The following is a 24,270-nucleotide window of genomic DNA, read 5'->3' on the forward strand; positions in this document are numbered from 1 at the left end:
TCGACCAGGAGCATGGATCACTTGAGCAAAGAGTGACGCAGGTCACACAATCCGCCGCTGACTCAGCGACGGCGCTCGACCTTTCAGTCCTGCTTGCCGCTCATGTAGCGCGGGAAGTTCTCGATGTAATCGTTGAGGTTCTCTTCGAGCATCAGGCGGAACTCCTCCAGGAAATAGTCCACTGCCTGTTGCTTGGCCGCTGTCAGTTCCTCGGCATTGCGGCAACCGCAGGCGCTGACCCAGGCACTGAAGCGCGCGTTGGCATACATCAGCGACGCACTGGCCTTGCCGCGGCTGCTGTCGGCGATGTGGGAGTTGGTCAACTCGATGATGGCGTCGGCGCGGTTGTAGAAATCCTGATCCGGTTCGTTGGCCACGGGGCGTTCCTCTTGCTGGCTAGGGAAAATAAGGCGCCGGAGTATAAGAGTTTTACGCTCGTATACCGATGACTTTCACTCTCGCCGGCAAGGCCCAAGAGCCCGGCCTCGTCTCCGGGGCGCCTCACCGGACAAGCGCTGCGAAGAACTGCGCCCGGCGCAGCGGCGCGCTACGGCTGCGCCAGGGCCCGCAGGTGTGCGGCCAGCAAGGCTTCGCTGCGCCCCTGGGAGCGCACCACGCAGTTATCCGCCGCCTGCAGCGCTTGCTGCACATAGGCCTCGCCCTGCCGATGATCACCTGCAAGGATGGCCGCCAATGCCTGGCAGCGCGGCCGCAACCAGGGCGTAAACCAGTCGACATCGGCACTCATCGACAGGCCCTTGAGCAGGCCGGCGTCGCGCTGCAGGTAGGCCCGGCTGAAACCCAGCTCGCCACGCAACAGCTCGATCAGGCCGCTCATGCCGGTCAACTCCCCGGCCCGGGCGGCAAGCAGCTGGTCCAGCTCCTGCTCCATCTGCAGAACCCCGGACCAGTCGCCCTGGTCCTGCCTTGCATTGAGCCGGTAGCCGAAGGCAACCAGAGGGCCGGGCATGGCGTCCTGGGCCAGCAGGTCGAGGTCCCGGGCCGGCAGTTGCGCGCTGGGCACCCCGGCCACGGTCAGGGCCAGCAGGCGCGCCTGGGCCAGCTCCGGACGTTGATCGTCGCGGTGCAGGTACCACCCCAGCGCCAACATGCCGTCGCTGGGCAATACCTGCCAGGCCGGCAGCAGATTACCCACCCCCAGCACCAGATTGATGATGGCAAAGGCCAGAGCCAGGGCCCCGGGCACCCCTTGCCAGTACAGCCCGAGCGCCAGGGCCATGCCCGCCACCAGCAGATTCAGCAGCGGCCCGCCGAGGGCCATCAGCATCCATTGCCGACGCAACGGCCGTTGCAGGTTGCTCGCCGCCATCACATAGCCCCCCAGGCGATTGCGCTTGAGCTGCGGCGACCAGCGCAGGCGCCAGCCGCGGCGCAACACCTGCACCTCCACCGCGGCGATCCGCGCCTGCAACACCGGCATCCCGCAGCAGCGGGCTCCCAGGTAGTGCCCGCCTTCATGCACCATCACGCCGATGATCATCAGCAGCGAGGCCAGGAAGACCGCCAGAAAGGGCTGCCACTCGGACTTGATGGTGAACCCCAGTAACAGCGCGGCGAGAAAAAAGCCGCCGAGCACCACCACGTGCTGCACCAGCGTCAGCAGTTTGTTCAAGGCCTTGAGCCAGCTGTTGCGATCCATTGCGTACTTCTCCGAACGTGAAGCCGGGCATTATCCGGCGACGCCGCCCCCCGCGGGAGACGGTTTGCCGGCGAAGCAGCCCTTGAGTCCTGCGGCGATGTCAGGGCTGCTTCCACGGGCAAGCCGGCTCCTGAGGGATGAGGGGCGCCGGGCAATGCCGGCCCCGATAGCGATCAGGTGGCGGACTCATTGCCGTGGCGGGCCAGACACTCGACCCGCAGCGCCTGCGCATTGCCCGCCTGCGCCTGGATGCGCACCGGCAGGAACGCCTCGATCACGCGGATGTTGCTTTCCAGGTGCTCGGTCATGCGCGGCGTGGTGAAACTGCCGCCGCCGGCCAGGGCCATGGGCAGCAACAGTTGATCGGCCAGGTGCTCGGCCACCGCGGCGCCGGAATCCAGCCAGTCCCGGGCCTGATCGATGGCAAGGTCAGCGACCTTCTCCGCCCTCAGGCTGTTCTGACCGAAGCCGCAAAACAGCTCGGTCAGGTGTTCAAAGGCGTACTCCAGCAACAGCACATTGCCCGGGCCGTATTGTTCATCCAGCTGCACCGGGGTGAGGTGCTCCCGTGGCAGTTCCAGGCGATTGTGCACCCGACGCAACTCGCGCTCCGCCACATGCTCGGGCAGGCCCGCGCTCAGCGCCCAGGCCCGACTCCCCAGCAGTGCGCCACGCGCCTCCAGGTGCAGGGGCTGCAGCACCGAAGGCTGGACAAAGGCCTCCAGCTCACCACCGCCGGCCGGGACAAAACCGTGGCGCAGCAGTTGCAGCTCGACCCGCCCGCCCATGCGTCGCAGTAACGGCAGCCAGGCCTGCTGGAGAAAATCCACCGGTGGCGCCAGGGGGTTGTGGGTGCCGCCACTGATGCTCACGCGGCTGGGCTGCGGCGCGTACAACAAGGCCGGCAGCAGGGTCTGCAGCACCAGGGTGCAACTGCCGGCGGTGCCGATGGCGAAGCGGTAGTCGCCGCCACGGATCGGCCCCGGCTCGAAGGTCAGGGCCTGGGAGCCGAGTTCGACCCCCGAGGTCTTGGCGCCGCACACCTGGGCCGCCGCCTGCACCGCCGTCAGGTGCTGACGCAGCAGCCCCGGGCGGCTGCGCCGGGCACGAATATTATGGATACGCAGGGTCTTGCCGCTGAGCATCGACAAGCTCAAGGCGCTGCGCAGTACCTGGCCGCCGCCGATGGCGCCGTCCAGTTCGATGACTTCCTGTTTCATTTCATTCCTCAGGCGTAGTGCCGGACCGTTTCCCGCAGGTAGGCGTCCAGCAACGCATTGTCTTCATGGGTGCGCGCCAGTTTCGGCACCGGGCGTTCCAGCTCGGCGGCGATAAAGGCGTGCAGTGCCGGGCGTCGCGGCCCGTAGGCGGACTCCTCGGCGCTGCGTTTCAAGGCCAGCAGCTCGGCCACTTCATCCAGCAGCAGTGGGTGGTCGACCGTGGTCAGCAGGTCGGCGAAGGTCATCGGCGGTCGGCCGCGGCCTTGATCGATCCAGCGCACCGCGAGCAAGGGCCGCAGTACGTAGAAGTACTTCTTGAAACGCACGCTGTCGCCTTGCAGGTAACCGCGAAAGTTCTTCTTGGCCATCGACAGATAATGATTGCGTGCCGCCGGCGGGCTGTAGAACGCCTCCGCCAGCTCCCGCAGGCGCGCGGTGGCGGCCGCTTCGCTGCGATACACCAGGGGTGAATCCAGCCATTCCAGCAGGGTCGGGTTGGACTTGCGCAACAGCCCGAGGGTCTTGCGCAGTTCCCAGCCGCTGATGTCCAGCTCGTCGTCCAGGGGCCGCTCGATCACATCGCGCCCGGCATCCACCTGGATGAACCATTCGGGCTTTTCCACGTAGACGAAACGCACGTCGTAATCACTGTCGGTGGAGGCAAAACCCCAGGCCCGACTGCCGGATTCGCAGGCGTACAGCACCTGCACATTGCGCTCGCGCTCGATCCGCGCCAGCTCGGCCAATACCCGCTCGCGCATGGCGCTGCTCAGGGGATGACGCTCCAGGTGTTCCATGATCCTTTTTCCTTGTTCAATCGGTGGCGCTGGCAGCCAGCACACTCAGGGTCCGGCGCACGGGGTTCCACACCGTCAGGCACCAGACGCCCCACCACTCCAGGCCTTCGTCGAAATAGTCACTCCAGGGCTGCAGGTGCGGGCCCATGTCCGGCGCCTGACAGTCCAGCTCCAGGTTGCCTACCCAGTTGATCACCTGGGGCTGCTGTTCGGGGTCCAGCCCCAGCAGGTCCAGCCATTGGCCGTACACCTGCCGCGCCTGCTCGGCGCCGACGGGGAAATGCAGCCCGTATGGCGGCTGGCGAAACGCCCGGTACAAGGCCAGGTCCTGCTGCTCCAGGTTTTCGCAGACCAACTGCCGGACCTGTTCTTGGCTGAGCGCCTCGGGTACCGCCCGCTCCTGCTCCCAGCGCATCGACGTCAGGCCGACGTCGGCGTAGCGCGGATCCTGGCGCAGTTGCTCCCAGCGCTCGCGGCGTTCGGCCATCAAGTGCTGGTAGAGGTGCTGCAAGCCCTGGCGATGCAGGGCTTGATCCACCACCGCCTCGGGCTCGACCGCCAGCAGCACAAAATCGAAGACGCAGTACACCTCCTTCAGTTGCTGGCGTAGCGCGCGGCAGTGTTCATCTTCTATTCGGGTCAACAGTGGCCGCGGTTGCATAAAGGCGCTCTCCATTCTTCAAAGCAGGCGCTGGGCTGTACCTGCGGGCAATTCACCGGCTGCCTCCATGGCCTGCAAGCGCTGCAGCATGGCTTCGCGCAGCGGCTTGGGGGTGACCGGGTCGAACATCCCGTAGCGGCTATCGCACCAGTGCGCCAGGGTCTGGCGCCAATAGGCGGCGTCGCTGCCGCCCTGCCCCAGGCGCCACAGCAGGTACTCCAGCTGGCGCCAGCCCGGCTTGAGGGCCAGCAGGGCCCAGCGCCGCGCCTTCGGCAGGTCGTGCCAGTGCTGGTCCAGACGCTGTTCCAGGGCTTCGTCGAACACCGCCCAGGGTTGCTCGTGCAACAGGCCCAGGGCGCAGTTGAAGACCTTGTCCGAGGCGTCGTCCAGGGCCGCCAGTTGCTCGGCCATGCCACGCTCGCCCAGGGTCTGCAGGGCCTGCAGGCGCACACTCGGCGCCGGCGACGCCAGGGCCTGGCGCACCATGGCATCGGCCATGGGCTCCTGCAGTTCCTTGACCAGCCCCAACAGCCCCAGCCAAGCGCGCTTGTTCCGTGGTGCCGGCTGTTGCAGCCGTTGCAGCAATACCTCGCGCGGGTCCAGCCCATGACGGGGCGCGGCCCAATGGGCCAGGCAACGCAAGGCCCCCGAAGGGTCCAGCAATGCCTGACTCAGATACTCGCGAGGATCGGCCAGCAACGGCAGCAGCAAGCGCAGCGCCTTGACCCGCACACTGGCACCGCAGCTGTGCATCACCTCTTCCAGCAGGGGCACGGCCTGCCCGGCGGGCAGCTCGGCGCAGGCATCCACGGCCATCTGCCGCACGCTGACTTCGCTGTGGCGCAAAGCCCGGGCCAGCAGCGCTGCCCGATCCTGCGCCCCTTCGAGCAACAGCTCGAAGACAAAGCGCGCGGCCTTGCCCCGGCAATCACCAAAGGCGCCTTCAACTTCTTCGCGTACCTGGGCCAACTGCAACACCGAACGCGCCCGTTCCAGGGTCGCGCCGTGGTCGGCGCGTTGCTTGCCGGCCAGGGCCAACAGCGGCTTGAGGCTCTGCAACAGCAGCTCGGCGCGCTCTGGCGCCAGATACCCTTCGACCGCCGCGGCGGCCTCCAGGCGCACCTGGGGCACCCAATCGTTGAGGCGCTCCAGCAAGGCCGCCAAGGCCTCGGCCGAAGGCAGCGCGGCCAGGTGGCGCACCGCCGCCTGACGCACGAAACCGTTGCCGAAGCGGCTCAGTTCCAGCCAGGCGCTGTGCCGATCCAATTCGTCCATCACCTCCCGCACGCGGCGGGCTTCGTAGTCGCTCAGCTGGTAATGCCAGCCGGGCGGCGCCGCTATCAAGGCGTCCATGTCGTCCATTGTTCTACCCCTTAACGCACACCACCTGACGCAGGGTGTGCAGCACTTCCACCAGCTCGCGCTGGGCGTGCATCACTTGGTCGATGTCCTTGTAGGCCATCGGGATTTCGTCGATCACCGCTTCGTCCTTACGGCACTCCACATGGGCGGTCGCGCGGATCTGGTCGGCCAGGGTGAAGGTGTTCTTGGCCTTGGTGCGGCTCATGGTACGCCCCGCGCCGTGGCTGCAGGAGCAGAACGCCTCCTCGTTACCCAGCCCGCGAACGATGAAGCTCTTGGCCCCCATCGAACCCGGAATGATCCCCAGCTCGCCCTTCTTCGCCGACACCGCGCCCTTGCGGGTCACCAGCACCTCCTCACCGAAGTGGCGCTCCTTCTGCACGTAGTTGTGGTGACAGTTGACGGCCTCCAGCGCCACTTCGAAGGGCTTGCTGATCACCTTGCGGGTGGCCTGGATCACCAGTTGCATCATCAGCTCACGGTTCTGCCGGGCGAAATCCTGGGCCCAGGCCACGGCTTCCACGTAATCGTCGAAGTGTTGGCTGCCTTCCTCGAAGTAGGCCAGGTCACGGTCCGGCAGGTTGGCGATATGTTGACGCATATCGGCCTGTGCCAGATGAATGAACAGGTTGCCGATGGCGTTACCTACGCCACGGGAACCGCTGTGCAGCATGAACCAGACCCGGTTGGCCTCATCCAGGCAGACCTCGATGAAGTGGTTACCGCCGCCGAGGGTTCCCAGGTGCTGGCGGTTGTTGCTGTTGGCCAGGGCCGGGTACTTATCGGTGATCGCCTTGAAGCGCGGATGCAGCGCAGCCCATGCCTGGTCAGTCTGCTGCGGCACATCGCCCCAGGCGCCTTTATCGCGACCGCTACGGGGCGAGGTACGACCGTGAGGCACCGCCGCCTCGATGGCGCTGCGCAATCCGCCCAGGTTATCCGGCAGGTCCGAGGCGGTCAGCGAAGTACGGGCGGCGATCATTCCGCAACCGATATCCACCCCGACCGCGGCCGGGATGATCGCGCCTACGGTGGGGATCACGCTACCGATGGTCGACCCCTTACCCAGGTGCACGTCGGGCATCACCGCCAGGTGCTTGAAGATGAACGGCATCTTCGCGGTGTTCATCAATTGCTGGCGGGCTTCGTTTTCCACGGGCACGCCCTGGGTCCACATCTTGATCGGCTTGCCGTTGGCCACTTCCAGCAGTTGGTAGGTTTTGTGTTCCATGTCGTTGACTCTTTTTCCTGTGGCCGCTGATTCGGCCTTGATCATTAGGGTGTGTAGGAGCCGGGGCGCAGAAGACGATCTCAAGGGTCTCTTGGCTGGCAAGCCAGCTCCTACGGAATTGCGGTGTTCGGTACAGACGGCGACAAGTGAAGGTGGAACATGCAGCGCGCTCTGCCTCTGAGCTAGCACCTTGCGGTGAACGGGACTCGAACCCGCGACCTCGCTGTCCTGTAGTTCCACCGGCATTCGCCGGGTCAATCGGTGCAGGCCGGGCCTGCGGGCAGCGACAAGGGAACAGGCACATTTGCTCTACCGACTGAGCTACAGCCTTGCGGCTGGCGGGGTTCGAACCCGCGACAAAATGTAGTACCCGTGGCATTCGCTGCCATCCCGCCGAGGCGGGAAAAAAGATGCGACGACAAGAGTCGATGGAACAATGCGTTCGTGTTCTGACCATTGAACCACGGCGCCGTTTTCCAGCACCGGCGGGAATCGAACCCGCATCCCGAACCTGGGATGTAGTTCCATCAGCATTCGTCGCAAAAACTGCAAAAAAGGTGGCACGACAAACGTAGTGACTGATGGCCGGATTCGAACCGGCTTAACCAGGATGTACAGCCACTGGCATTCGTGCCCTCACCGGCCCTGACAAAAGTTGCTGAGACGCCTTTGGATGTAGTCACAGCGGCATTCAGGGCCAATGATCAAAAAATCTGTGGTGTGCGCCGGCTGGCCGGCGCACGGTTTATCTCATGTTCCGGCGATCAGAGCGGCATCGCCTCGATTGCCTTGACCCAGTGCTGCGCACCGTAGTTGCCCGCAGTGAACTGCTCGATCACATCGAACACCGCATCACTGAAGCCGCCGACGTTGAGGATGTCCTCGCGGTCTGGCGCCTGGGTCGTGGCGCCGGGTTGCATGTCGATGCACACCAGCTTCGCCTGCGGGTTGATGGCCCGGATCCGCTCCCACTGGCGCATCGTTTCCGTGGCGCCGTGGCGCCGCGCATCGATCCACGACTCGTTGTCCGAGACCAGGATCAGGGTGTCCACGCGGCTCTTGGCGTTGGCCAGTTGAGCCAGGGGCGCCGAGCAGTTGGTCCCGCCTCCGCCGATGTTGGCCAGCTTCTGCGCATTGCTCATCACGCTGTCCCGCGGGTTGAGGTGGATGTTCACCACACCCCGCTCGAACGGCATGACCCGCGCCGCCGGCTGCTTGCGCAACACCGCCGCCGCCACCAGGGCCGCCACATCGATGCAACGCACCGCCGTGGTGGCGCCCTGGCGATAGCCGGTGACCGGGCTGTGCATCGAGCCCGAGACATCCGGGCAGACCACCACGTGGCCCGCCAGCGCCGGCACGTTGGCCAGGGACAGCTCCAGGGCATCCTGCAGCGCCTCGCGGACCGCTTGCGGCACGTCCTCGCCGGCCATGCGGTAGGCCGCCAGCAACTGGTACGGGTAGACCCGTGCCTTGGCCACCTCCCCCGCATCCGCCAGCCGCGCCGCCACGTACTCGGTGCAACCCGGCACCTGGAACGCGCCGTGGCGCGCCAGGGTGTTGAGGTTCATGCGCAGCCCCTGCCAGCCCATGTTGCGGGCCTGTGCCGCCCATTGTCCGGCGCTCAGTGTCTCGTTGCCGAGCAACTGGAACGGCACCTGCGGCACTTCCTGTGTCGCCCCGCTGCGAAACGCCAGCAGGTCGCGGGTCAGCTCAGGCAACGCCTGCACATCCACCGGCTTGCCGATCACCCAGGCAAAGAAGGCTTCGCGCCAGGCATCGCTTGGCTTGGGGTGAACCATCTTCAGCACGTCCGCCAGGGACGGCTTGGTGCCGATCGAAGCCTGCAACAGCTGACGCTCGCTGGCCGTGTTCAACCAGTTCTGCACCAGGCGCTTGGGCTGCGACCCCAGGGATTTGCGCCCGGTCACGCCGCTGCGCAGGATCTGCACGAAGTTGCGCAGCATCTTGCCGTTGTCCACCACCTGGGCGAACAGCTCCGGCACCAGGGCCGAGCGTTGTGCGGTCAGCGCCGCCAGCAGCAGCGCCGGCATGTCTTTCATATGGCCTTGCTGCCGAGCGTAACGGGCGGCCTGGGCGACGAAGCGGCTGTCCAGCTCGCTCACCAGTTGCAGCACCGCGTCCAGCTGGCCTTCAGGCGAGGTGTAGAAGGTCGAGTTCAGGCAACCGGTGACCGCCAGCTGGGCCAGGCGATGCTTGGCGTTGTAGGCATAGGCCGGTGCCTTGGAAGCGTTCAGGGTGGTGCTCGCTGGCGCTTTTGCCTGTTGGGTGTTGAACAGCTGGAAGTTGGCCATCTCGGCGTCTCGCTCTGTTGTCTCGTTCGTTGCCAGATACATTGCAGCCGCTGTGCCAGGTTTTGTTTTTCCGGAAAATTATCTTTCAAGCCATTGATTTATAAGGATTTTATTTTTATTCACTTTTTCACTTAGCATTCAACAAGACAAACGCCTCGATATTTTTATATCTTTGCCTATCGCTTTTTATCTTCAGGTATAAACATGTCGAGCAAGCCCACGGTCGCCATCGGTTTTATCGGTTCCACCCTCGATCGCGTCGGCAAGGGCGCCAATCGCTGGAGCCATTGGCGGCCCACGGTCGGCCTGTGCCAGCAGCAGGACGTGCTGATCCAGCGCCTGGAACTGATCCACGGCCTGGACGCCCGGGATGTCAGCCTGGCCGAACGGGTGGCCAACGACGTGCGCCAGGTGTCGCCGGAAACCGAAGTGCGCCTGCACCCCATGGGCCTGAACAACCCCTGGGACTTCGAGGAGGTCTACGCCGCCCTGCACGACTTCACCAGCGCCTACCCGTTCGACACCGAGCGCGAGGACTACCTGGTGCACATCACCACTGGCACCCACGTGGCGCAGATCTGCTGGTTCCTGCTGACCGAGGCGCGCTACCTCCCTGCCCGACTGATCCAGACCTCGCCGGCCCGGCGCCGCGACCCCAGCGAACACGCTACCGGCACCCACGCGCTGATCGACCTCGACTTGTCGCGCTACGACCGCATCGCCTCGCGTTTTGCCCACAGGCGCCTGGAAGGCCTGGCCTTCCTCAAGTCCGGGATCGCCACCCGCAACCCGGCGTTCAATCGCTCCATCGAGCAGATCGAACGGGTCGCGGTGCGCTCCAAGGCACCGATGCTGCTGATCGGCCCCACCGGTGCCGGCAAGTCGTTCCTGGCCCGGCGCATCTATGAACTCAAGCGTGGGCGGCATCAGGTGCAGGGGCGCTTTGTCGAGGTCAACTGCGCCACCCTGCGCGGCGACGGTGCCATGTCGGCGTTGTTCGGCCATATCAAGGGCGCCTTCACCGGCGCCCAGAACGCCCGGGAGGGTCTGCTGCGGGCGGCCGATGGCGGCATGCTGTTTCTCGACGAAATCGGCGAGCTGGGGCTGGACGAACAAGCGATGCTGCTCAAGGCCATCGAGGAAAAACGCTTCTTCCCCATGGGCGCGGACCAGGAGGTGCAGAGCGACTTCCTGATCATCGCCGGCACCCACCGCGACCTGCGCGACCGGGTGGCCCAGGGCCTGTTCCGCGAAGACCTGTATGCGCGGATCAACCTCTGGACCTTCAACCTGCCGGGGCTGGCCGGGCGCCGCGAAGACATCGAGCCGAACATCGACTTCGAACTGGAACGCCACGCCCGGGAGCAAGGGCAACTGGTGCGTTTCAACCTGGAGGCGCGGCGCCGCTACCTGGCCTTCGCCAGCTCCAGCGAAGCGGCGTGGCTGGGCAACTTCCGCGAGCTGTCGGCGTCCATCACCCGCATGGCCACCCTGGCCGACAGCGGGCGCATCGACCAGGCCCAGGTCGAGGAGGAAATCCAGCGCCTGCGCCACGCCTGGGGCCTGGAAAATGCCGAGGATGAACTGCAGCAACTGTTGGGCGACGAGGTAGAGCTGGACCTGTTCGACCGCCTGCAACTCAAGGCGGTGATTGCCGAATGCCGCCGCGCCGACAGCCTCTCGGACGCCGGGCGCCGGCTGTTCGGCGTATCTCGCCAGGGCAAGGCCAACCCCAACGACGCCGACCGCCTGCGCAAATACCTGGCGCGCTTCGGCCTGGACTGGAAGCAGCTGTAGCCGCTGCCGCAGGCTGCGCACGGCCCGTAGGGACGCGGCGCTCTCAAGACCGACAGAGCTCCGACGGGAGATCGCCAAGCAAGGTCCTGCGGACCTTTACGCAGCTTCGCAAGCTCAGCAGCGGCTACAGGGCTGCGGTTGGGACGGCGAAGACGCCACTGGCCCGGGCCACTTCACGCTCGCCGACTCGCAGCACCACGGTGGCAAAGGCCATCTGCCGGCCGCGTTTGGCATGCTCCAGGCGCACCTCGATCCATTCCCCGACCTGCACCGCCCCCAGGTAGTCGAGGGTCATGCTGGCGGTGATCAGCGGCAACGGCGGCTCGCTGGAGAACGCCATGGCGTAGCCCATGCCGATGTCCGCCAGGGTGGCGATGATGCCGCCATGCACCGTGCCCCGGCCGTTGGCATGGCGGGTGTCGGCGCGCAGGCCGAGGCACAGTTCACGGCCACTGCCACGCCCATAGACCGGGCCGATCAGCTCCAGCAGCGGGCTGCTGCGAGGCCAGGGACTGAAGCCCGGGGGGATGTCCGATTCGCTCATGAGGTTCTCCTTGAACCGCTGGGTAACGAGGGTTGCACAGGGCGACAGGTGTAGCCCTGATTGACCAAGGTGCCCATGAGCATCAGCCAGGCAAATGGATGAAAATAAGTTGCGCCGCGATCGTGGTGATCCCGGGAACAGCGGTAAGATGCGCGCCTGCGCCCTAGCCGCAGTTTCAAGTACTCAAGGAGCCTCCATGCAACATCAGGACGATCACCCTGCCATCCGCCGTCGACTGGCCTTTGCCCTCTTCGGCGCCCTGGCCCTCAGTGCCTGTTCCCCCAGTGATCACAACAGCTCCGCGGTGGCCCTCGGCGGCGCCCAGGGCAAGGCTGGCGCCCTGCTGGCCTACGAGCACGAACTGACCCTGTCCCTGCCCGCCGAACAGATCGGCCCGCACCTGGAACAAACCCGCGAGTCCTGCGAAAAGGCCCAGTTCGGCGCCTGCAACATCCTGCTTCTGGAGCAGAGCAAGTACCGCGCTCGGGTGGTGTTGCGAATCGCCCCGGACGGTGTCGAACCCATCGTCAAGCAGGCGTCCGAAGGGGCCGAACTGGGCGAGCGGGTCACCAGCGCCGAAGACCTGGCCGACGCCGTGGCCGATGTGCAACGCCAGCAACAGCGACTCAAGGCCCAGCAACAGCGCCTGGATGAACTGGCGGCGCGCAAGGACATCACCGTCAGCGACCTGATCGCCCTGAGCAAGGAGCAGGCAGGCATCGAGAATGACCTGCAAGCGCTGGCCCAGACAGCTGCCGGACACCAGCGTCGCCTGGACACCAACCGCCTGACCTTGAACTTCCTGCCCAGTGACGGCGCAGAACGCGGTTCAAGCCTCAAGCGCGCCCTGCGCGACCTGCCGGACAACCTGGCCGAGGGCACTGCCGCAGCCCTGGAGAAAGGCAGCCAGGCCCTGCCCTTCGTGATCCTGGCCTTCCCGCTGGCACTGCTGTGGGTCTGGCTGTGGCGCAAGTTCGTGCGTCGCCGCCCCTGAGTTTTGCGGCACCCTTGCGGGCGCCTTCGCTGGCAAGCCAGCTCCTACGGTTAGCCCACACACCGCGTAAGGCCCCGTAGGAGCAGGCTCTCCGGCAAAGAGGCCGACGAATCCTACAGCGCTCCCAACGGTGCCTTCGCTGGCCAGCCAGCGCCTACGACTGGGGTTGCAGCGCCAGTTGCAGGCGCTCCAGGCCGATGCCGAATCCGGCACCTTCGCGGTAGGCGCCGGCACCTACCACTTGCTGTTGCGCACCCAACTGCGGGCAACGCACCTCGAAACCTTCGCCATTGAGGTAGTAGGTCAGGCCGCGCTTGACCCCGAGGTTGAGCTCGTACTCCAGGCCCAGGGCATCCAGAAAGCCAACGCACAGTTCCCGCGCGCGCTCCAGCGCCTGCAAGGGTTTGGGCCCCAGTATCTCCAGGCCCAACTGGGTGAATTCTCGATACCGCCCGGCTTGCGGCCGTTCATAGCGATAACAGCGAGCGACGTAGAAAAAGATCGCCTGCTCCCGTCCTGCCAACAGCTCGCGGGCGGTTTCCTGGAACAGTGCAGTGGCTTCCGGAATCAGGCAGCACGGCCGTCCGGCCTTGTCGTTGAAGGCCCACATCTGGCCGATGACTTCACTGCCGCCGGCCTTTTCGATAAAGGTGTCCTGGCCCCACAGCGCCGGGACTATGACTTCTTCAGCACCCGCTTCGATGAAGCCAGCTCCGGAAGCGCTCCTCCAGGGTGCGTAGGGCGGCAGCTTGCGGGCCGGTGATCATTCGAGTGCCACGGAGCATGGTCATGGGTGTTTCCTCTTGGTTTTTGACAGGCAATAAAAAAGGCGCCTTGTCGGGCGCCTTTGGTTTTTTTCATCGTTGGTCAGTGATCGCAGTGTCTGGATGACTGACCGCTCGACGCGCACACGCGACCACGGCCCCGAAGCTGAGGTCGATGGTGATGCAGGCGGGAGTCGAGGCGGAAAAAATTCATGGCGCATCCTGCCACGCGACCCAAGTGCCTGACAAGCCGCCCAATCATCCGGCACTCGCCGACGAAGAGGCCCGTGAGTCCTGCTGCGCTCTCAAGGGCGTCTTCGCTGGCAAGCCAGCGCCTACGGCAGGCAGGAACATCTCAGCGCCCAACCGTAGGAGCCGGCTGGCCGGCGAACAGGACCGCAAGCCTTGCATCGCCCTGACGGACGCCTTCGCTGGCAAGCCAGTTCCTACAACGGGCAGGCCCTTGGGGTTACAGCGGCCTTTTCAGGCAGCGCTGGTAGCGTTCATCCACGCGCTTGGCGAACCAGGCGGTGGTCAGCTGGCGGGTGATCTTCGGGCTCTTGAGTTCGATGCCCGGCAACTGCTGGCGTGGCACGGGCCGGCCGGCGGCTCGATCGGCCAGGGCAAACACCTGGCGGTACAGCTCGGTCTGGGCGAAGTCCTGGCGGTCGCCCTGTTCCAGCTGCTCACGGATCTGCGGGTTACGCAGCCCCAGTTGCTTGCCCAGGGTGCGCACCGCCAGTTCGGTACTGCCGGGCAGGAGCGAGTCGTAACGGATCAGGTCGCCGTCCAGGGCCAACTTGATCCCGCTGAGGCGGCTGACCGCAGCCTGGAAGGCAGCGTTGCGGCTGGCGTACCAGCCGGCGTTGAAGTCGGCGAAGCGGTACAGCGGTTGCGGGTAGTCCACCGGGTAGCCCAAAAGGTGGGCGATGCCGAAGTACAGGCCGCCACGGCGACTGAAGACTTCATGGCGAATGGTGCCCTGCACCGGGTAGGGATAGCCCTGGGCATGCTGCTGGGCAAACTCGATGCTGACCTGCATCGGCCCGCCGGTGTGCACCGGGTTGAAACGGCCGAACAGGGTCTGGCCCAGGGGCACCTGGCCGATGAAGTCGTCGAAGATCGCGCTCAGCTCCTTCTCGCTGCGGGCCCGGGCCAGGCGCTGGCTGTAGGACTGGCCGTCCGCGCCGCGCACTTGCAGGGCGGCGCTGACCAGCAACGCCGGCACATGCACCTTGGCCGCGCGGCGGTCGATTTCCTCCCGGGCAATGCGCCCCAGGCCCGGCACCGTCGGGTCGACCTGGAAGGTCGATTCCTGCTCGGTCACCGCCAGCACCGCGCACAGGTTGCTCGGGCTCGGTTCCAACCCCTGGGCGCTGAAGGCCACCTGGATGTCCCGGGCCCAGCCCTGGCGGTCGCCGACCTGGGCCGGCAGCAGGCGCAGGATCCGCGCCTGGGTCTGCTCCGGGGTCAGCGTCGGTGCCTGGGGGCCACGTGGGCTGGCGCAACCGGCCAGCAGCGACAGGCCCAGGCAGCAACTGAGAAGACGAGAGGAAATCATGGGACTCCGCAAGATGGCTGGACGAGGGCCGTGCAAGTAAAGCAGCGGCTGGGGCGTTCGACCAAAGAATGCGAGCGCTGTTCCCGCCACGCCCTGTAGCCGCTGCCGCAGGCTGCGAAAGGCTGCGGACCCTGAGGCCTCTGCGTGATCGACGGGAAATCGCCAGGCAAGGTCCTGCGGACCTTAACGCAGCTTCGCAGGCTCAGCAGCGGCTACGGCCAATGCCGATCCGGGATTTGTGTCACCGCTGCCGCAGGCTGCGAAAGGCTGCGGACCCTGAGGCCTCTGCGCGATCGACGGGAGTTCGCCAGGCAAGGTCCTGCGGACCTTCGCGCAGCTTCGCAGGCTCAGCAGCGGCTACAGGCTAAAATCCTTCTATTGGCGATGTGGCTGGGTGTACTTTGATGACCCCGCCCTCAATGGAGTGACACCCGGATGTTGACCCTGGATTTTCTGCTTACGAGCCTGATTGTCGTGCTGATTCCCGGCAGCGGCGTGATCCTGACCATTTCCACCGCCCTGGTGGCCGGCAAGCGCGCCAGCCTGTTCACCGCCATCGGCTGCACCGCCGGGATCGTCCCGCACCTGCTGGCCTCGATCCTCGGCCTGTCGGCGATCCTGCACACCAGCGCCCTGGCCTTCCAGGGCCTGAAGTTCGCCGGGGTCGCCTATCTGCTGTACTTGGCCTACGCCACCTGGCGTGATCGCTCGGCCTTTGCGGTGGACAGCAAGGCGGTGAGCCACGGCGCCGGCGCGCTGATGCTCAAGGCCTGCCTGCTGAACATCCTCAACCCCAAGCTGACCATTTTCTTCCTGGCCTTCCTGCCCCAGTTCATCGCCCATGACGGCAGCGAGCCGATCCCGCAGATGCTGCTCCTGAGCGGCGTGTTCATGGCCATGACCTTCTTCGTGTTCGTGCTCTACGGGCTGCTGGCCAATCTGTTCCGTACCGCGGTGATCGAGTCGCCCAAAGTCCAGAACTGGTTGCGCCGCAGCTTTGCCGCAAGCTTCGCGGGGCTGGGCCTGAACCTGGCCTTCGCCCAGCGTTGACCCCGCGGCAGGCGCCGTCCGCAGTCCGATGCATAACGTTGATCTCTTAGCGAGGGCAAACACATGAACTGCAGCGACGTACTGATCATCGGCGCCGGCCCCACCGGCCTGGTGCTGGCGCTCTGGCTGCGCCGGCAGGGGATCAAGGTACGGATCATCGACAAGACCCTCGGCCCGGGCACCACCTCCCGGGCCCTGGCGGTGCAGGCCCGGACCCTGGAGCTGTACCGCCAGCTGGACCTGACCCAGGCCATCGTCGAACGCGGCCACCACGTGCCGGCGGTCAACCTCTGGGTCCGCGGCGAACGGGCCGCGCAACTGCCGTTCAACGCCATCGGCGAAGACCTGACGCCCTACCCCTTCCTGCAGATCTTTCCCCAGGACGAACACGAGCAACTGCTGATCGAGCGCCTGGCGCTGCTGGGGGTGGAGGTCGAACGGGGCACCGAACTGCTGGCCTTCACCGACCACGGCCACCTGATCAACGCTCGCCTGCGCGGCCCCGACGGCCGCGAGGAACACTGCCAGGCCTTCTACCTGGCCGGCTGCGACGGCGCCCGCTCCACGGTGCGCAAGACCCTGGGCAGCGGCTTTCCCGGCGGCACCTACCAGCAGGTGTTCTATGTCGCCGATGTCGAGGCCAGCGGCCCGAGCATCGACGGCCAGTTGCACGTGGACCTGGACGACGCCGACTTTCTCGCGGTGTTTCCCCTGGCCCACAGCGGCCGCGCGCGGCTGATCGGCACGGTGCGCGACGAACGGGCCGAACACCCGGAAAACCTGCGTTTCGAAGACGTCAGCCAGCGCGCCATGCGCCAGCTCAAGGTCGAGGTGAACCAGGTCAACTGGTTCTCCACCTACAAGGTGCATCACCGGGTGGCCGAGCAGTTTCGCTGCGGCCGGGTGTTCCTGCTGGGGGACGCCGCCCATGTGCACAGCCCGGCCGGCGGCCAGGGCATGAACACCGGGATCGGCGACGCCATCAACCTGGCCTGGAAACTGGCGGCGGTGCTCAGCGGCCAGAGCGCCGAAAGCCTGCTGGACAGCTATGAGATCGAACGCATGGAGTTTGCCCGGCGCCTGGTGGCCACCACCGATCGGGTGTTCAGCTTCGCCACCGCCGATGGCCCGGTCGCCTACCTGGTACGCACCCGCCTGGCGCCCCTGCTGCTGCCGAAGATCGCCGCTTTCGACAGTGCCCGGGAATTTCTCTTTCGCACCGTGTCGCAGATCACCCTCAACTACCGGGGGATGCCCCTGAGCGCCGGTGGCGTCGGCCCGGTGCACGGCGGCGACCGCCTGCCCTGGGTCCGCGACGGCGAGCACGACAACTTCGACAGCCTCGATCACCCGGGCTGGCAGGTGCACGTCTACGGCGTCACCAGCAACGCGGTACAGGACTGGTGCGCCGAACACCGGGTGCCGTTGCGCCTCTTCGACTGGCGCCCGGCCCATGCCCACGCGGGGCTGGCGCGCAACGCCCTGTACCTGCTGCGCCCGGACACCTACGTGGCCCTGGCCGAACGTTCGGCCGATCCGCGGGTGCTGGAGCGTTATTTCCGCGAACGCGAGATCTCCCCGCAGAACAGCCCGGCCGCCCTCAAACCGCGCTGATCCGCGCTCGGCGCACTGCGCAGCCGGGGCTGGGCATCGGGTTGCACATGCATGGGCGCCGCCCTCCCCCCCCCTAGCCGCGGTTACGACGTGTCATGACTCCGCTCGACGCCGCACCGCCCAAGGCCTGAAGCGAGCGCGCAGAAAGCCTGCCCGAGCGCCAGGGCCCTTAGAAGTCAGCCTTGACCGACAGGGTGAAGTTGCGCGGATCACCGTAGAAGTTGCCGAAGCCTTCGGTGCCGATGGTGGTGTAGTAGCGTTTGTCCAGCAGGTTGTTGCCGTTGAGCGCCAGGGACCAGGTGTCGTCGATGCGATAGCCGATGCGCCCGTTCCAGATCGCATAGCCGGCCTGGCTGATGTGCTTGCCGCTGGTGGGCGAGACCCGGTAGTTGTCGCTTTGCGCGTTGACCCCAGCCCCCACATTGAAGCGCTCCAGGGCACCGCCCAGCTGGTAATCGCCCCAAACCCGTAGCAGGTGCCGCGGTACGTAGGAATTGAACGACTGGCCGTTCTTGCTGCTGTCGGCATCCTCCAGGGTCTTGGTCTGGGTGTAGGTGTAGCCGGCCAGCAGTTGCAGGCGCTCGATCACCTCACCGCTGACTTCGGCCTCAAAGCCTTGGGCACGGACCTTGCCCGAGTTCAGCGAGCAGGTGCTGTCCGGGCAGGCCGGATCGTCCTGCTGCGCATCCTCCTGAATCGTGCGGAACAGGCTGAAGGCGCTGTTCAGGCGACCGTCAAACCACTCGCCCTTGATCCCCGCTTCGTAGCTCTTGCCCACCAGCGGCTTGAGAGACGCTCCGTCCAGGGTCCGATAGCTGCCCTGGGGGGTGAAGATGCTGGAGTAGCTGGCGTAGACCGTGAGGTTGTCGTTGAGGTCGTACAGCACCCCGGCGAACGGCGTGACCTCGCCGGTTTCCTTGGAACGGGCGCTGCTGGGGGTGCGGGTGTCGCGCCAGTAGGCCACGGCATCGTTCTGCGACTTGTACCAACTGACCCGGCTGCCCATGACCAAGGTCAGCGGGTCGGCCAGTTTCAGGCGCAGGGTGGAATACAGCCCCTGCTGCTGGATCCGCAGATCAGAGGGGCCGCCCCGGGTGGAATTGCTTTCGTAGTAGCTGGCATCGGGCTTGGGCAGGTGGTGATCGGGGTCCAGCACGTTCTGCCGCTGCGGCAAGCCGGCCACGGCGTAGAAGTCGTCCTTGATCGAGCGGCTGGCGTTGGCACCGACGACCAGTTCGTGCTCCCGGCCAAAGGCCTGGAAGCGGCCGTCGACATAGGCGTCAAAGCCGTAGTCCACCTGATCGTAGTCATAGGTGCTGCCCAGCATCAGGGTGCTGGAACGGCTGGCACCCACCGGCACCGAACCGCTGGGGAAGGCGTACTCGATGTCCTGGGTGTTGCGGCTGTAGACCCCGGCCACCTTCAGCGCCCAGTCGTCGTTGAGCTGCTGCTTGAGGTCGGCGAAATAGGTCGCGCGCTTGCTGCGCGAGTTGTTCCAGGCGGTGTTCAGGCAGGTGGAACGGCCGAGCTTGAGGTCGCTGCCGTCGCTGTAGCGCGGCAGGCCGCCCCAGCACGGGCGCGAGTCGACGTCTTCATAGGCCATGCCCAGGCCCAGGGTGGTGGCGTCGCTGAGGTCGAAGTCCAGGGCGCCGTAGTAGACCTGATCCTTGCGCTCGCCCAGGTCGTAGAAATACTGCCGGGTCTGCTGGGTGACCACCGCCCGGCCACGGACGGTGCCGGCATCGTTCAACGGCCCGCCAGTGTCCACCTGGGCCCGGTAGTTGTCCCAACTGCCAGCGGACATCGTCAGCTCGCTGTGGGGCGTGGCCTGGCCGCGCTTGCGCACGAAGTTCACCGAACCGGCAGTGCCGCCCGCGCCCTTGAGCATGCCGGCGGCGCCGCGCAGGATCTCCACCCGGTCGTAGAAGGCCATGTCACTGCTGAAGCTGTCGGCCTGCACGTAGCTGCTGCCCATGTCCAGGGGCACGCCGTCGTACTGGTACTGGCCGGTCATGCGAAAGCCCCGGGAATAGAAATACTTGCCGCCCATGGGCGAGTCGTAGAGGGTGATGCCCGGGGTCTTCTCCATCACCTGGTCGATGGTGTTGAGGTTCTGGTCATCGAGCATCTTGCGGGTGATCACGGTCACCGACTGCGGGGTTTCCTTCAGCGAGTGCTGGCCCTTGCCGATGGTCACCGCGCCGGTGGTGTAGGAACCGGAGTACTCGGTGGTGGCCCCCAGCTCCTGGCCCTGCACCTGGGTGGTGCCCAGCTCCAGGGTGCCATTGCCCTTGGGCACGGGGCGCAGCACGTAGCTGCCGTTGCTCTGGGGTTCGGCCTGCCAGCCACTGCCGGCGAGAATCCGCGCAAAGCCTTCCTGCACCCCGTAATCCCCCTGGAGCCCCGCCGAACGCTGGCCAGCGGTCTGTCGCGCGTCGAAGGAAATCGCCGCCCCAGCAGCGCTGGCGTAACGGCTCAGCACCTCGGTCAGATCCCCTGGGGCAATGTCGAAGCGGCGCACGGCGCTCTGCTCGCTGGCCGCCAGCGCGGTCAACGGCAACAGCGTCGCCCCGTAAACCGCCAGTGCACCCCAGAGCCCGAGCTTGATTGCCCGGGCCAACGTCGACTTGTGAACATCAGACATGCTTTGCCTTCCCCGCTAACGAAAATGAATCCACTGGGGGATAAGCCGGACCAGGGCTGGCCAACCTGCAAGGATCACGAAAATTTTTTCCGACGCTTCAGCCCAGGCGGCTGTCAGAGACCCGCACCCAGTAACGGGTATAGCGCTTGATCTGCAGCGAGAAACCGCTTTCCAGCGCCGCCAGGGCACGGTCGGTGTCGTCGATGGGGAAGGCCCCGGAGATCTTCAGCCCGGCGATCTGCGGATCGCACTGCAGCACCCCGCGCCGGTAGCGCGACAGGTCGGCCAGCAAGTCCCCCAGGGGCCGGTCGATGGCGATGATGCTGCCCTGGCGCCAGGCGCCCACCGAAGCATCGTTGGGCCGCAGCGCGGCAAAGCCCCGGCCGCTGAACGCCAGTTGCTGGCCGGCCTCGACCCGACGCGGCGCGCTGCCATCGCCCAGGCTGACCTGCACCGCGTGCTCCAGCACCGCCACCTGCTCCTCGCGCTCGTCGCTGCGCAGCACGAAGCGCGTCCCCAGGGCCAGCACCTCGGCGTGTCGGGTCCGCACCCGGAACGGCCGCTGCAGCGGGTCGGCACCGGTGCTCACCAGCATCTCGCCCCACAGCAGCTGGACCTTGCGCTGCTGGCCGTCGAACTGCACGTTGATCGAGGTGTTGGTATTGAGCAGCAGCGAACTGCCATCCGCCAGGCGCACTTGTCGGCGCTCGCCGATCTGCGTCCGGTAGTCCGCCAGCAACTGCTGGGCGCTGTCGCTGCGCCAGCCCAGCCAGCCCAGGGAACCGGCCGAGGCCAGCACCACCAGGTTGCGCATCAGCTCGCGGCGCGAACGCCCGGCCCCGCGCAAGGTCGAGCCGGCCAGGCCGCCGGGCAGCGCCGAGATCTGCTCGCCCAACTGCTGCATGCGCTCCCAGGCCTGGCGGTGCAAGGGGTCGGCGGCCAGCCACTCGCGCCAGGCCGCCTGCTCCTGCTCGGAGGCGCTGCCGGCGCGCAATTGCGCGTACCAGCGCGCCGCGCCGCTGATGGCCTGACGCTCGGCGACGCTCAGTTGCAGGCCGGCAAAGCTCATGACAGCTGCATCCGCATCAGGCAGCAGTGCTCCATGGCCTTGGCCATGTAGTTGCTCACACTGCGCACGGAAATCTGCAGGCGCTCGGCGATCTGCTCGTAGGTCAGGCCGTCGCACTGGGACAGCAGGAAGGCCTGCTTGACCTTGGGCCCCAGGCCATCCAGCAGACGGTCGATTTCCATCAGCGCCTGGAACAATACGCTCTGCTCCTCCGGCGACGGGTGCTCGCCCTCGGGCACCCGGGCCAGGGCTTCGAGGTAGGCCTGCTCCAGGGAGCGGCGGCGAAACAGATCGATCAGCAGGCCCCGGGCAATGCGCGACAGGTAGGGCCGCGGCTCACGGATGTCCTGTGCGTTGCGGGCCTTGAGCACCCGCACGAAGGTGTCCTGGGCCAGGTCGGCGGCATCGAAGCCATTGCCCAGGCGCTGGCGCAGCCAGCCCTGCAACCAGCCATGGTGATGGGTGTAGAGATCGGTGACGGCGCAGCGCAGGGATAAGTCGTCGGCGGGCATGACAGTAAGGATTCATATTTGATAATGAATCGCATTGTCATGTAGAGGCGGAAGTCTTGGCAATAGCCACGAACGCCGGGCGGCGTTCGTGGAGGGACGGTTTGGCCCGGTGCGGGATCAGATCCCGGCCAGGGCCAGGTCCATGGCGAAGTAGGTGAAGATCAGGTCGGCGCCGGCGCGCTTGATCGAACCCAGGCTTTCACGCACCACCCGCTGCTCGTCGATGGCCCCGGCCTGGGCGCCGAACTTGATCATCGCGTACTCACCGCTGACCTGGTACGCCGCCACCGGCAGGCGCGAGGCCTCGCGGATGTCGCGGATGATGTCCAGGTAAGCCCCGGCGGGCTTGACCATCAGCGAGTCGGCGCCTTCCTGCTCGTCCAGCAGGGACTCGCGCACCGCTTCGCGGCGGTTCATCGGGTTCATCTGGTAGCTCTTGCGGTCGCCCTTGAGCGCGCTGCCACCGGCCTCGCGGAACGGGCCGTAGAGCGCCGAAGCGAACTTGGTGGAATAGGCCATGATCGGCGTCTGGGTGAACCCAGCGGCGTCCAGGGCGCGGCGGATGGCCTGGACCTGACCGTCCATGGCCGCCGACGGCGCGATCACGTCGGCGCCGGCACGGGCCGCAGCCACCGCCTGCTTGCCGAGGTTGATCAGGGTCTGGTCGTTGTCCACTTCATGGCCGTGCATCACGCCACAGTGGCCGTGCTCGGTGTATTCGCAGAAGCAGGTGTCGGACATCACGATCATCTCCGGCACCGCGTCCTTGGCGATGCGCGACATGCGCGACACCAGGCCGTTTTCCTTCCAGGTATCGCTGCCGTCGCAGTCCAGGTGGTGCGACACACCGAAAGTCATCACCGACTTGATCCCGGCGCGGGCGTAACGCTCGATCTCCCCGGCCAGCTTGGATTCGGGAATGCGCATCACCCCGGGCATGCTCTTGATCGGCACGAAATCGTCGATTTCCTCCTCGACGAAAATCGGCAGCACCAGGTCATTGAGGGTGAATTCGGTTTCTTGGAACAGGCTGCGCAGTTGTTCGGAGCGACGCAGGCGACGGGGACGGGCTTCTGGGAACTGGCTGGACATGATTTTTCCTAAGGCTGAGCGCGGGACAACACGAGCGATGGCGAAAAAAGGCTGAAAGCTTATGCCCAGAGCCGCCGTGGTACAAACCCGCACGGCTCAAGAGAGTCTTGCGAATCTGCTAACAATCAGCGCCAGGCCCGCTATTCATGGGCTTGGCGAGGGCCCGCGCAGGCCGGCCTGCGACCATCTGACGCAAGACAGAGGAGCAGCAACAAGCAACAAGCAACAAGCAACAAGCAACAAGCAACAAGCAACAAGCAACAAGCAACAAGCAACAAGCAACAAGCTTCGAGCGGCAAGCGGCAAGCGGCAAGCGGCAAGCGGCAAGCGGCAAGCTTCGAGTGGCAAGTGGCAAGTGGCAACTGCGCCGGGCTGGGCTTGGAGCTGGAAACTTGCCGCGGCTTCACCCCGCGAGAAACTTGCCTTCAATACAGGTGACGGCAGAGCCGCCGATCCACACCTCATCGCCCACCTGCTCCACATCGATGGACCCAGCGCGGCCCATGCTCAGGCCCTGGCTGACCCGATAGCGCGACGGCGCCTGCCCGGTCCCCAGCAGCCACTGGGCGATCCCGGCATTGAGGCTGCCGGTGGCCGGGTCTTCGGGCATGCCATCACCGGCGATAAAGGCCCGCACCTCGAACTGCGCATCGGTGTCATCGCGCTCGGGGTCACAGGGCGCGATTACCCCGACGGCCAGACCGATCAGTGCCGGGTAGTCCGGTTGCAGATCCAGCACCTGCTGGCGCTCGCCGAGCATCACCGCCAGCCAGCCGGCGCCGTTGTCGACCCACTGCGCCTGGACGATATCCCCGGCTTTCAGGCCCAGGCCACGGCGTACCTGCTCCAGCACCTCGGGCTCCACCGGGCCGGACTTGAGCAGCGGCGGCGCGAGAAAGGCCAACTTTTCGCCCTGACGACGAATGCGCACCAGACCGACTTCACACTCCTGAATGATCTCCTCGCCCTGGGGCACCCCACCGGCTTCGAGCCAGGCATGGCAACTGCCCAGGGTCGGGTGACCGGCAAACGGCAGCTCCTGGAGGGTGGTGAAGATCCGCAGACGGTAGTCGGCGCGGGGGTCGCGGGGCTTGAGCAGGAAGGTGGTTTCGCTGAGGTTGGTCCAGGTGGCGAACGCGGCCATGCGTTCGTCACTGAGATTGTCGGCGTCGAACACAACGGCCAGGGGGTTGCCCTTGAGGGGGGTGGCGCTGAAGACGTCGATTTGCTTGAAGTTCAGGGCGGGCATTTAGAGGGAGCCTGGGGTCGGTGGGGGGCTGGGGGTGAAGTGTACATATTCGTTGCTGCGGGTGTGGCGGTTGGTGGTTTCGCTCTTACAGCGAGTCACATTGAAACCCGGAATGCCGGCCAGCGCGTTTCATT

General features: G+C 65.9%; 20 protein-coding genes. 4 read left to right on the plus strand and 16 right to left on the minus strand.

All coding sequences use genetic code 11. From position 1 onward, the window contains the following. Positions 1-83: 83 nt before the first annotated feature. The 8 genes from ACMGG8_RS23125 to ACMGG8_RS23160 all read right to left on the minus strand — a co-directional run bounded on the left by ACMGG8_RS23125 (position 84) and on the right by ACMGG8_RS23160 (position 9,246). Positions 84-377 (minus strand): DUF3144 domain-containing protein, encoded by a 294-nt coding sequence (locus tag ACMGG8_RS23125; protein WP_060838634.1) that lies wholly within the window; start codon positions 375-377, stop codon positions 84-86. Positions 378-547: 170 nt separating this feature from the next. Further along, positions 548-1,660: a M50 family metallopeptidase gene (locus ACMGG8_RS23130; RefSeq protein ID WP_414158501.1), complete on the minus strand. Its 1,113-nt coding sequence runs from the start codon at positions 1,658-1,660 to the stop codon at positions 548-550. Between the two features lie 173 nt (positions 1,661-1,833). Further along, positions 1,834-2,880: an RNA 3'-terminal phosphate cyclase gene (gene rtcA, locus ACMGG8_RS23135; protein ID WP_414158502.1), complete on the minus strand. Its 1,047-nt coding sequence runs from the start codon at positions 2,878-2,880 to the stop codon at positions 1,834-1,836. Between the two features lie 8 nt (positions 2,881-2,888). Continuing rightward, positions 2,889-3,677, minus strand: a complete 789-nt coding sequence (locus ACMGG8_RS23140) for a nucleotidyltransferase domain-containing protein (protein ID WP_060843160.1) — start codon at positions 3,675-3,677, stop codon at positions 2,889-2,891. Between the two features lie 16 nt (positions 3,678-3,693). Then, positions 3,694-4,338, minus strand: a complete 645-nt coding sequence (locus ACMGG8_RS23145; RefSeq protein ID WP_414158503.1) for a hypothetical protein — start codon at positions 4,336-4,338, stop codon at positions 3,694-3,696. A gap of 18 nt (positions 4,339-4,356) precedes the next feature. Next, on the minus strand, positions 4,357-5,700 hold the full coding sequence (locus ACMGG8_RS23150; protein ID WP_414158504.1) for a PBS lyase: 1,344 nt from the start codon (positions 5,698-5,700) through the stop codon (positions 4,357-4,359). 4 nt (positions 5,701-5,704) lie between these two features. Next, on the minus strand, positions 5,705-6,931 hold the full coding sequence (locus tag ACMGG8_RS23155; protein WP_414158505.1) for an RtcB family protein: 1,227 nt from the start codon (positions 6,929-6,931) through the stop codon (positions 5,705-5,707). Positions 6,932-7,695: 764 nt separating this feature from the next. Next, on the minus strand, positions 7,696-9,246 hold the full coding sequence (locus ACMGG8_RS23160; protein ID WP_115582103.1) for an RNA-binding protein: 1,551 nt from the start codon (positions 9,244-9,246) through the stop codon (positions 7,696-7,698). Positions 9,247-9,450: 204 nt separating this feature from the next. Here ACMGG8_RS23160 and rtcR point away from each other — a divergent pair, with 204 nt between their 5' ends. Further along, positions 9,451-11,043, plus strand: a complete 1,593-nt coding sequence (gene rtcR, locus ACMGG8_RS23165) for an RNA repair transcriptional activator RtcR (protein ID WP_414158506.1) — start codon at positions 9,451-9,453, stop codon at positions 11,041-11,043. 124 nt (positions 11,044-11,167) lie between these two features. Here the strand turns inward: rtcR and ACMGG8_RS23170 are convergent, their stop codons facing one another. Next, entirely contained in the window at positions 11,168-11,587 is a 420-nt protein-coding gene (locus tag ACMGG8_RS23170; RefSeq protein ID WP_060843155.1) for a PaaI family thioesterase, read from the minus strand. A 196-nt stretch (positions 11,588-11,783) separates the two neighbouring features. On the opposite strand from ACMGG8_RS23170, the gene ACMGG8_RS23175 reads away from it, so the two are divergent. Next, positions 11,784-12,581, plus strand: coding sequence for a DUF4349 domain-containing protein (locus ACMGG8_RS23175; RefSeq protein WP_414158507.1), 798 nt, complete (start codon positions 11,784-11,786; stop codon positions 12,579-12,581). Positions 12,582-12,735: 154 nt separating this feature from the next. Here the strand turns inward: ACMGG8_RS23175 and ACMGG8_RS23180 are convergent, their stop codons facing one another. Both ACMGG8_RS23180 and ACMGG8_RS23185 read right to left on the minus strand, forming a co-directional pair. After that, positions 12,736-13,329, minus strand: coding sequence for an ATP phosphoribosyltransferase regulatory subunit (locus ACMGG8_RS23180; protein WP_414159974.1), 594 nt, complete (start codon positions 13,327-13,329; stop codon positions 12,736-12,738). 485 nt (positions 13,330-13,814) lie between these two features. Then, positions 13,815-14,906 (minus strand): DUF1615 domain-containing protein, encoded by a 1,092-nt coding sequence (locus ACMGG8_RS23185; protein ID WP_414158508.1) that lies wholly within the window; start codon positions 14,904-14,906, stop codon positions 13,815-13,817. 435 nt (positions 14,907-15,341) lie between these two features. On the opposite strand from ACMGG8_RS23185, the gene ACMGG8_RS23190 reads away from it, so the two are divergent. Together ACMGG8_RS23190 and ACMGG8_RS23195 are read left to right on the plus strand one after the other, a co-directional pair. After that, entirely contained in the window at positions 15,342-15,956 is a 615-nt protein-coding gene (locus ACMGG8_RS23190) for a LysE family translocator (RefSeq protein WP_060843152.1), read from the plus strand. Between the two features lie 63 nt (positions 15,957-16,019). Next, positions 16,020-17,570 (plus strand): FAD-dependent oxidoreductase, encoded by a 1,551-nt coding sequence (locus ACMGG8_RS23195; protein ID WP_414158509.1) that lies wholly within the window; start codon positions 16,020-16,022, stop codon positions 17,568-17,570. A gap of 169 nt (positions 17,571-17,739) precedes the next feature. On the opposite strand, the gene ACMGG8_RS23200 is transcribed toward ACMGG8_RS23195, so the two are convergent. The 5 genes from ACMGG8_RS23200 to ACMGG8_RS23220 all read right to left on the minus strand — a co-directional run bounded on the left by ACMGG8_RS23200 (position 17,740) and on the right by ACMGG8_RS23220 (position 24,136). Then, on the minus strand, positions 17,740-20,214 hold the full coding sequence (locus ACMGG8_RS23200) for a TonB-dependent siderophore receptor (RefSeq protein WP_414158510.1): 2,475 nt from the start codon (positions 20,212-20,214) through the stop codon (positions 17,740-17,742). Between the two features lie 97 nt (positions 20,215-20,311). Next, the gene (locus ACMGG8_RS23205) at positions 20,312-21,283 is read right to left on the minus strand and encodes a FecR family protein (RefSeq protein WP_414158511.1); all 972 of its coding nucleotides are present in this window, start codon (positions 21,281-21,283) and stop codon (positions 20,312-20,314) included. After that, positions 21,280-21,795: a sigma-70 family RNA polymerase sigma factor gene (locus tag ACMGG8_RS23210; protein WP_414158512.1), complete on the minus strand. Its 516-nt coding sequence runs from the start codon at positions 21,793-21,795 to the stop codon at positions 21,280-21,282. The genes ACMGG8_RS23205 and ACMGG8_RS23210 overlap by 4 nt, the downstream gene beginning before the upstream one ends. A 117-nt stretch (positions 21,796-21,912) precedes the next feature. Continuing rightward, positions 21,913-22,887 (minus strand): porphobilinogen synthase, encoded by a 975-nt coding sequence (gene hemB / locus ACMGG8_RS23215; RefSeq protein WP_016962997.1) that lies wholly within the window; start codon positions 22,885-22,887, stop codon positions 21,913-21,915. A 403-nt stretch (positions 22,888-23,290) separates the two neighbouring features. After that, a complete protein-coding gene (locus ACMGG8_RS23220) occupies positions 23,291-24,136 on the minus strand; it encodes a PhzF family phenazine biosynthesis protein (RefSeq protein WP_414158513.1) in 846 nt (281 codons plus the stop codon). Positions 24,137-24,270: the final 134 nt, after the last annotated feature.

The organism is Pseudomonas sp. BNK-45 (assembly GCF_047456255.1).
Lineage (GTDB): Bacteria > Pseudomonadota > Gammaproteobacteria > Pseudomonadales > Pseudomonadaceae > Aquipseudomonas.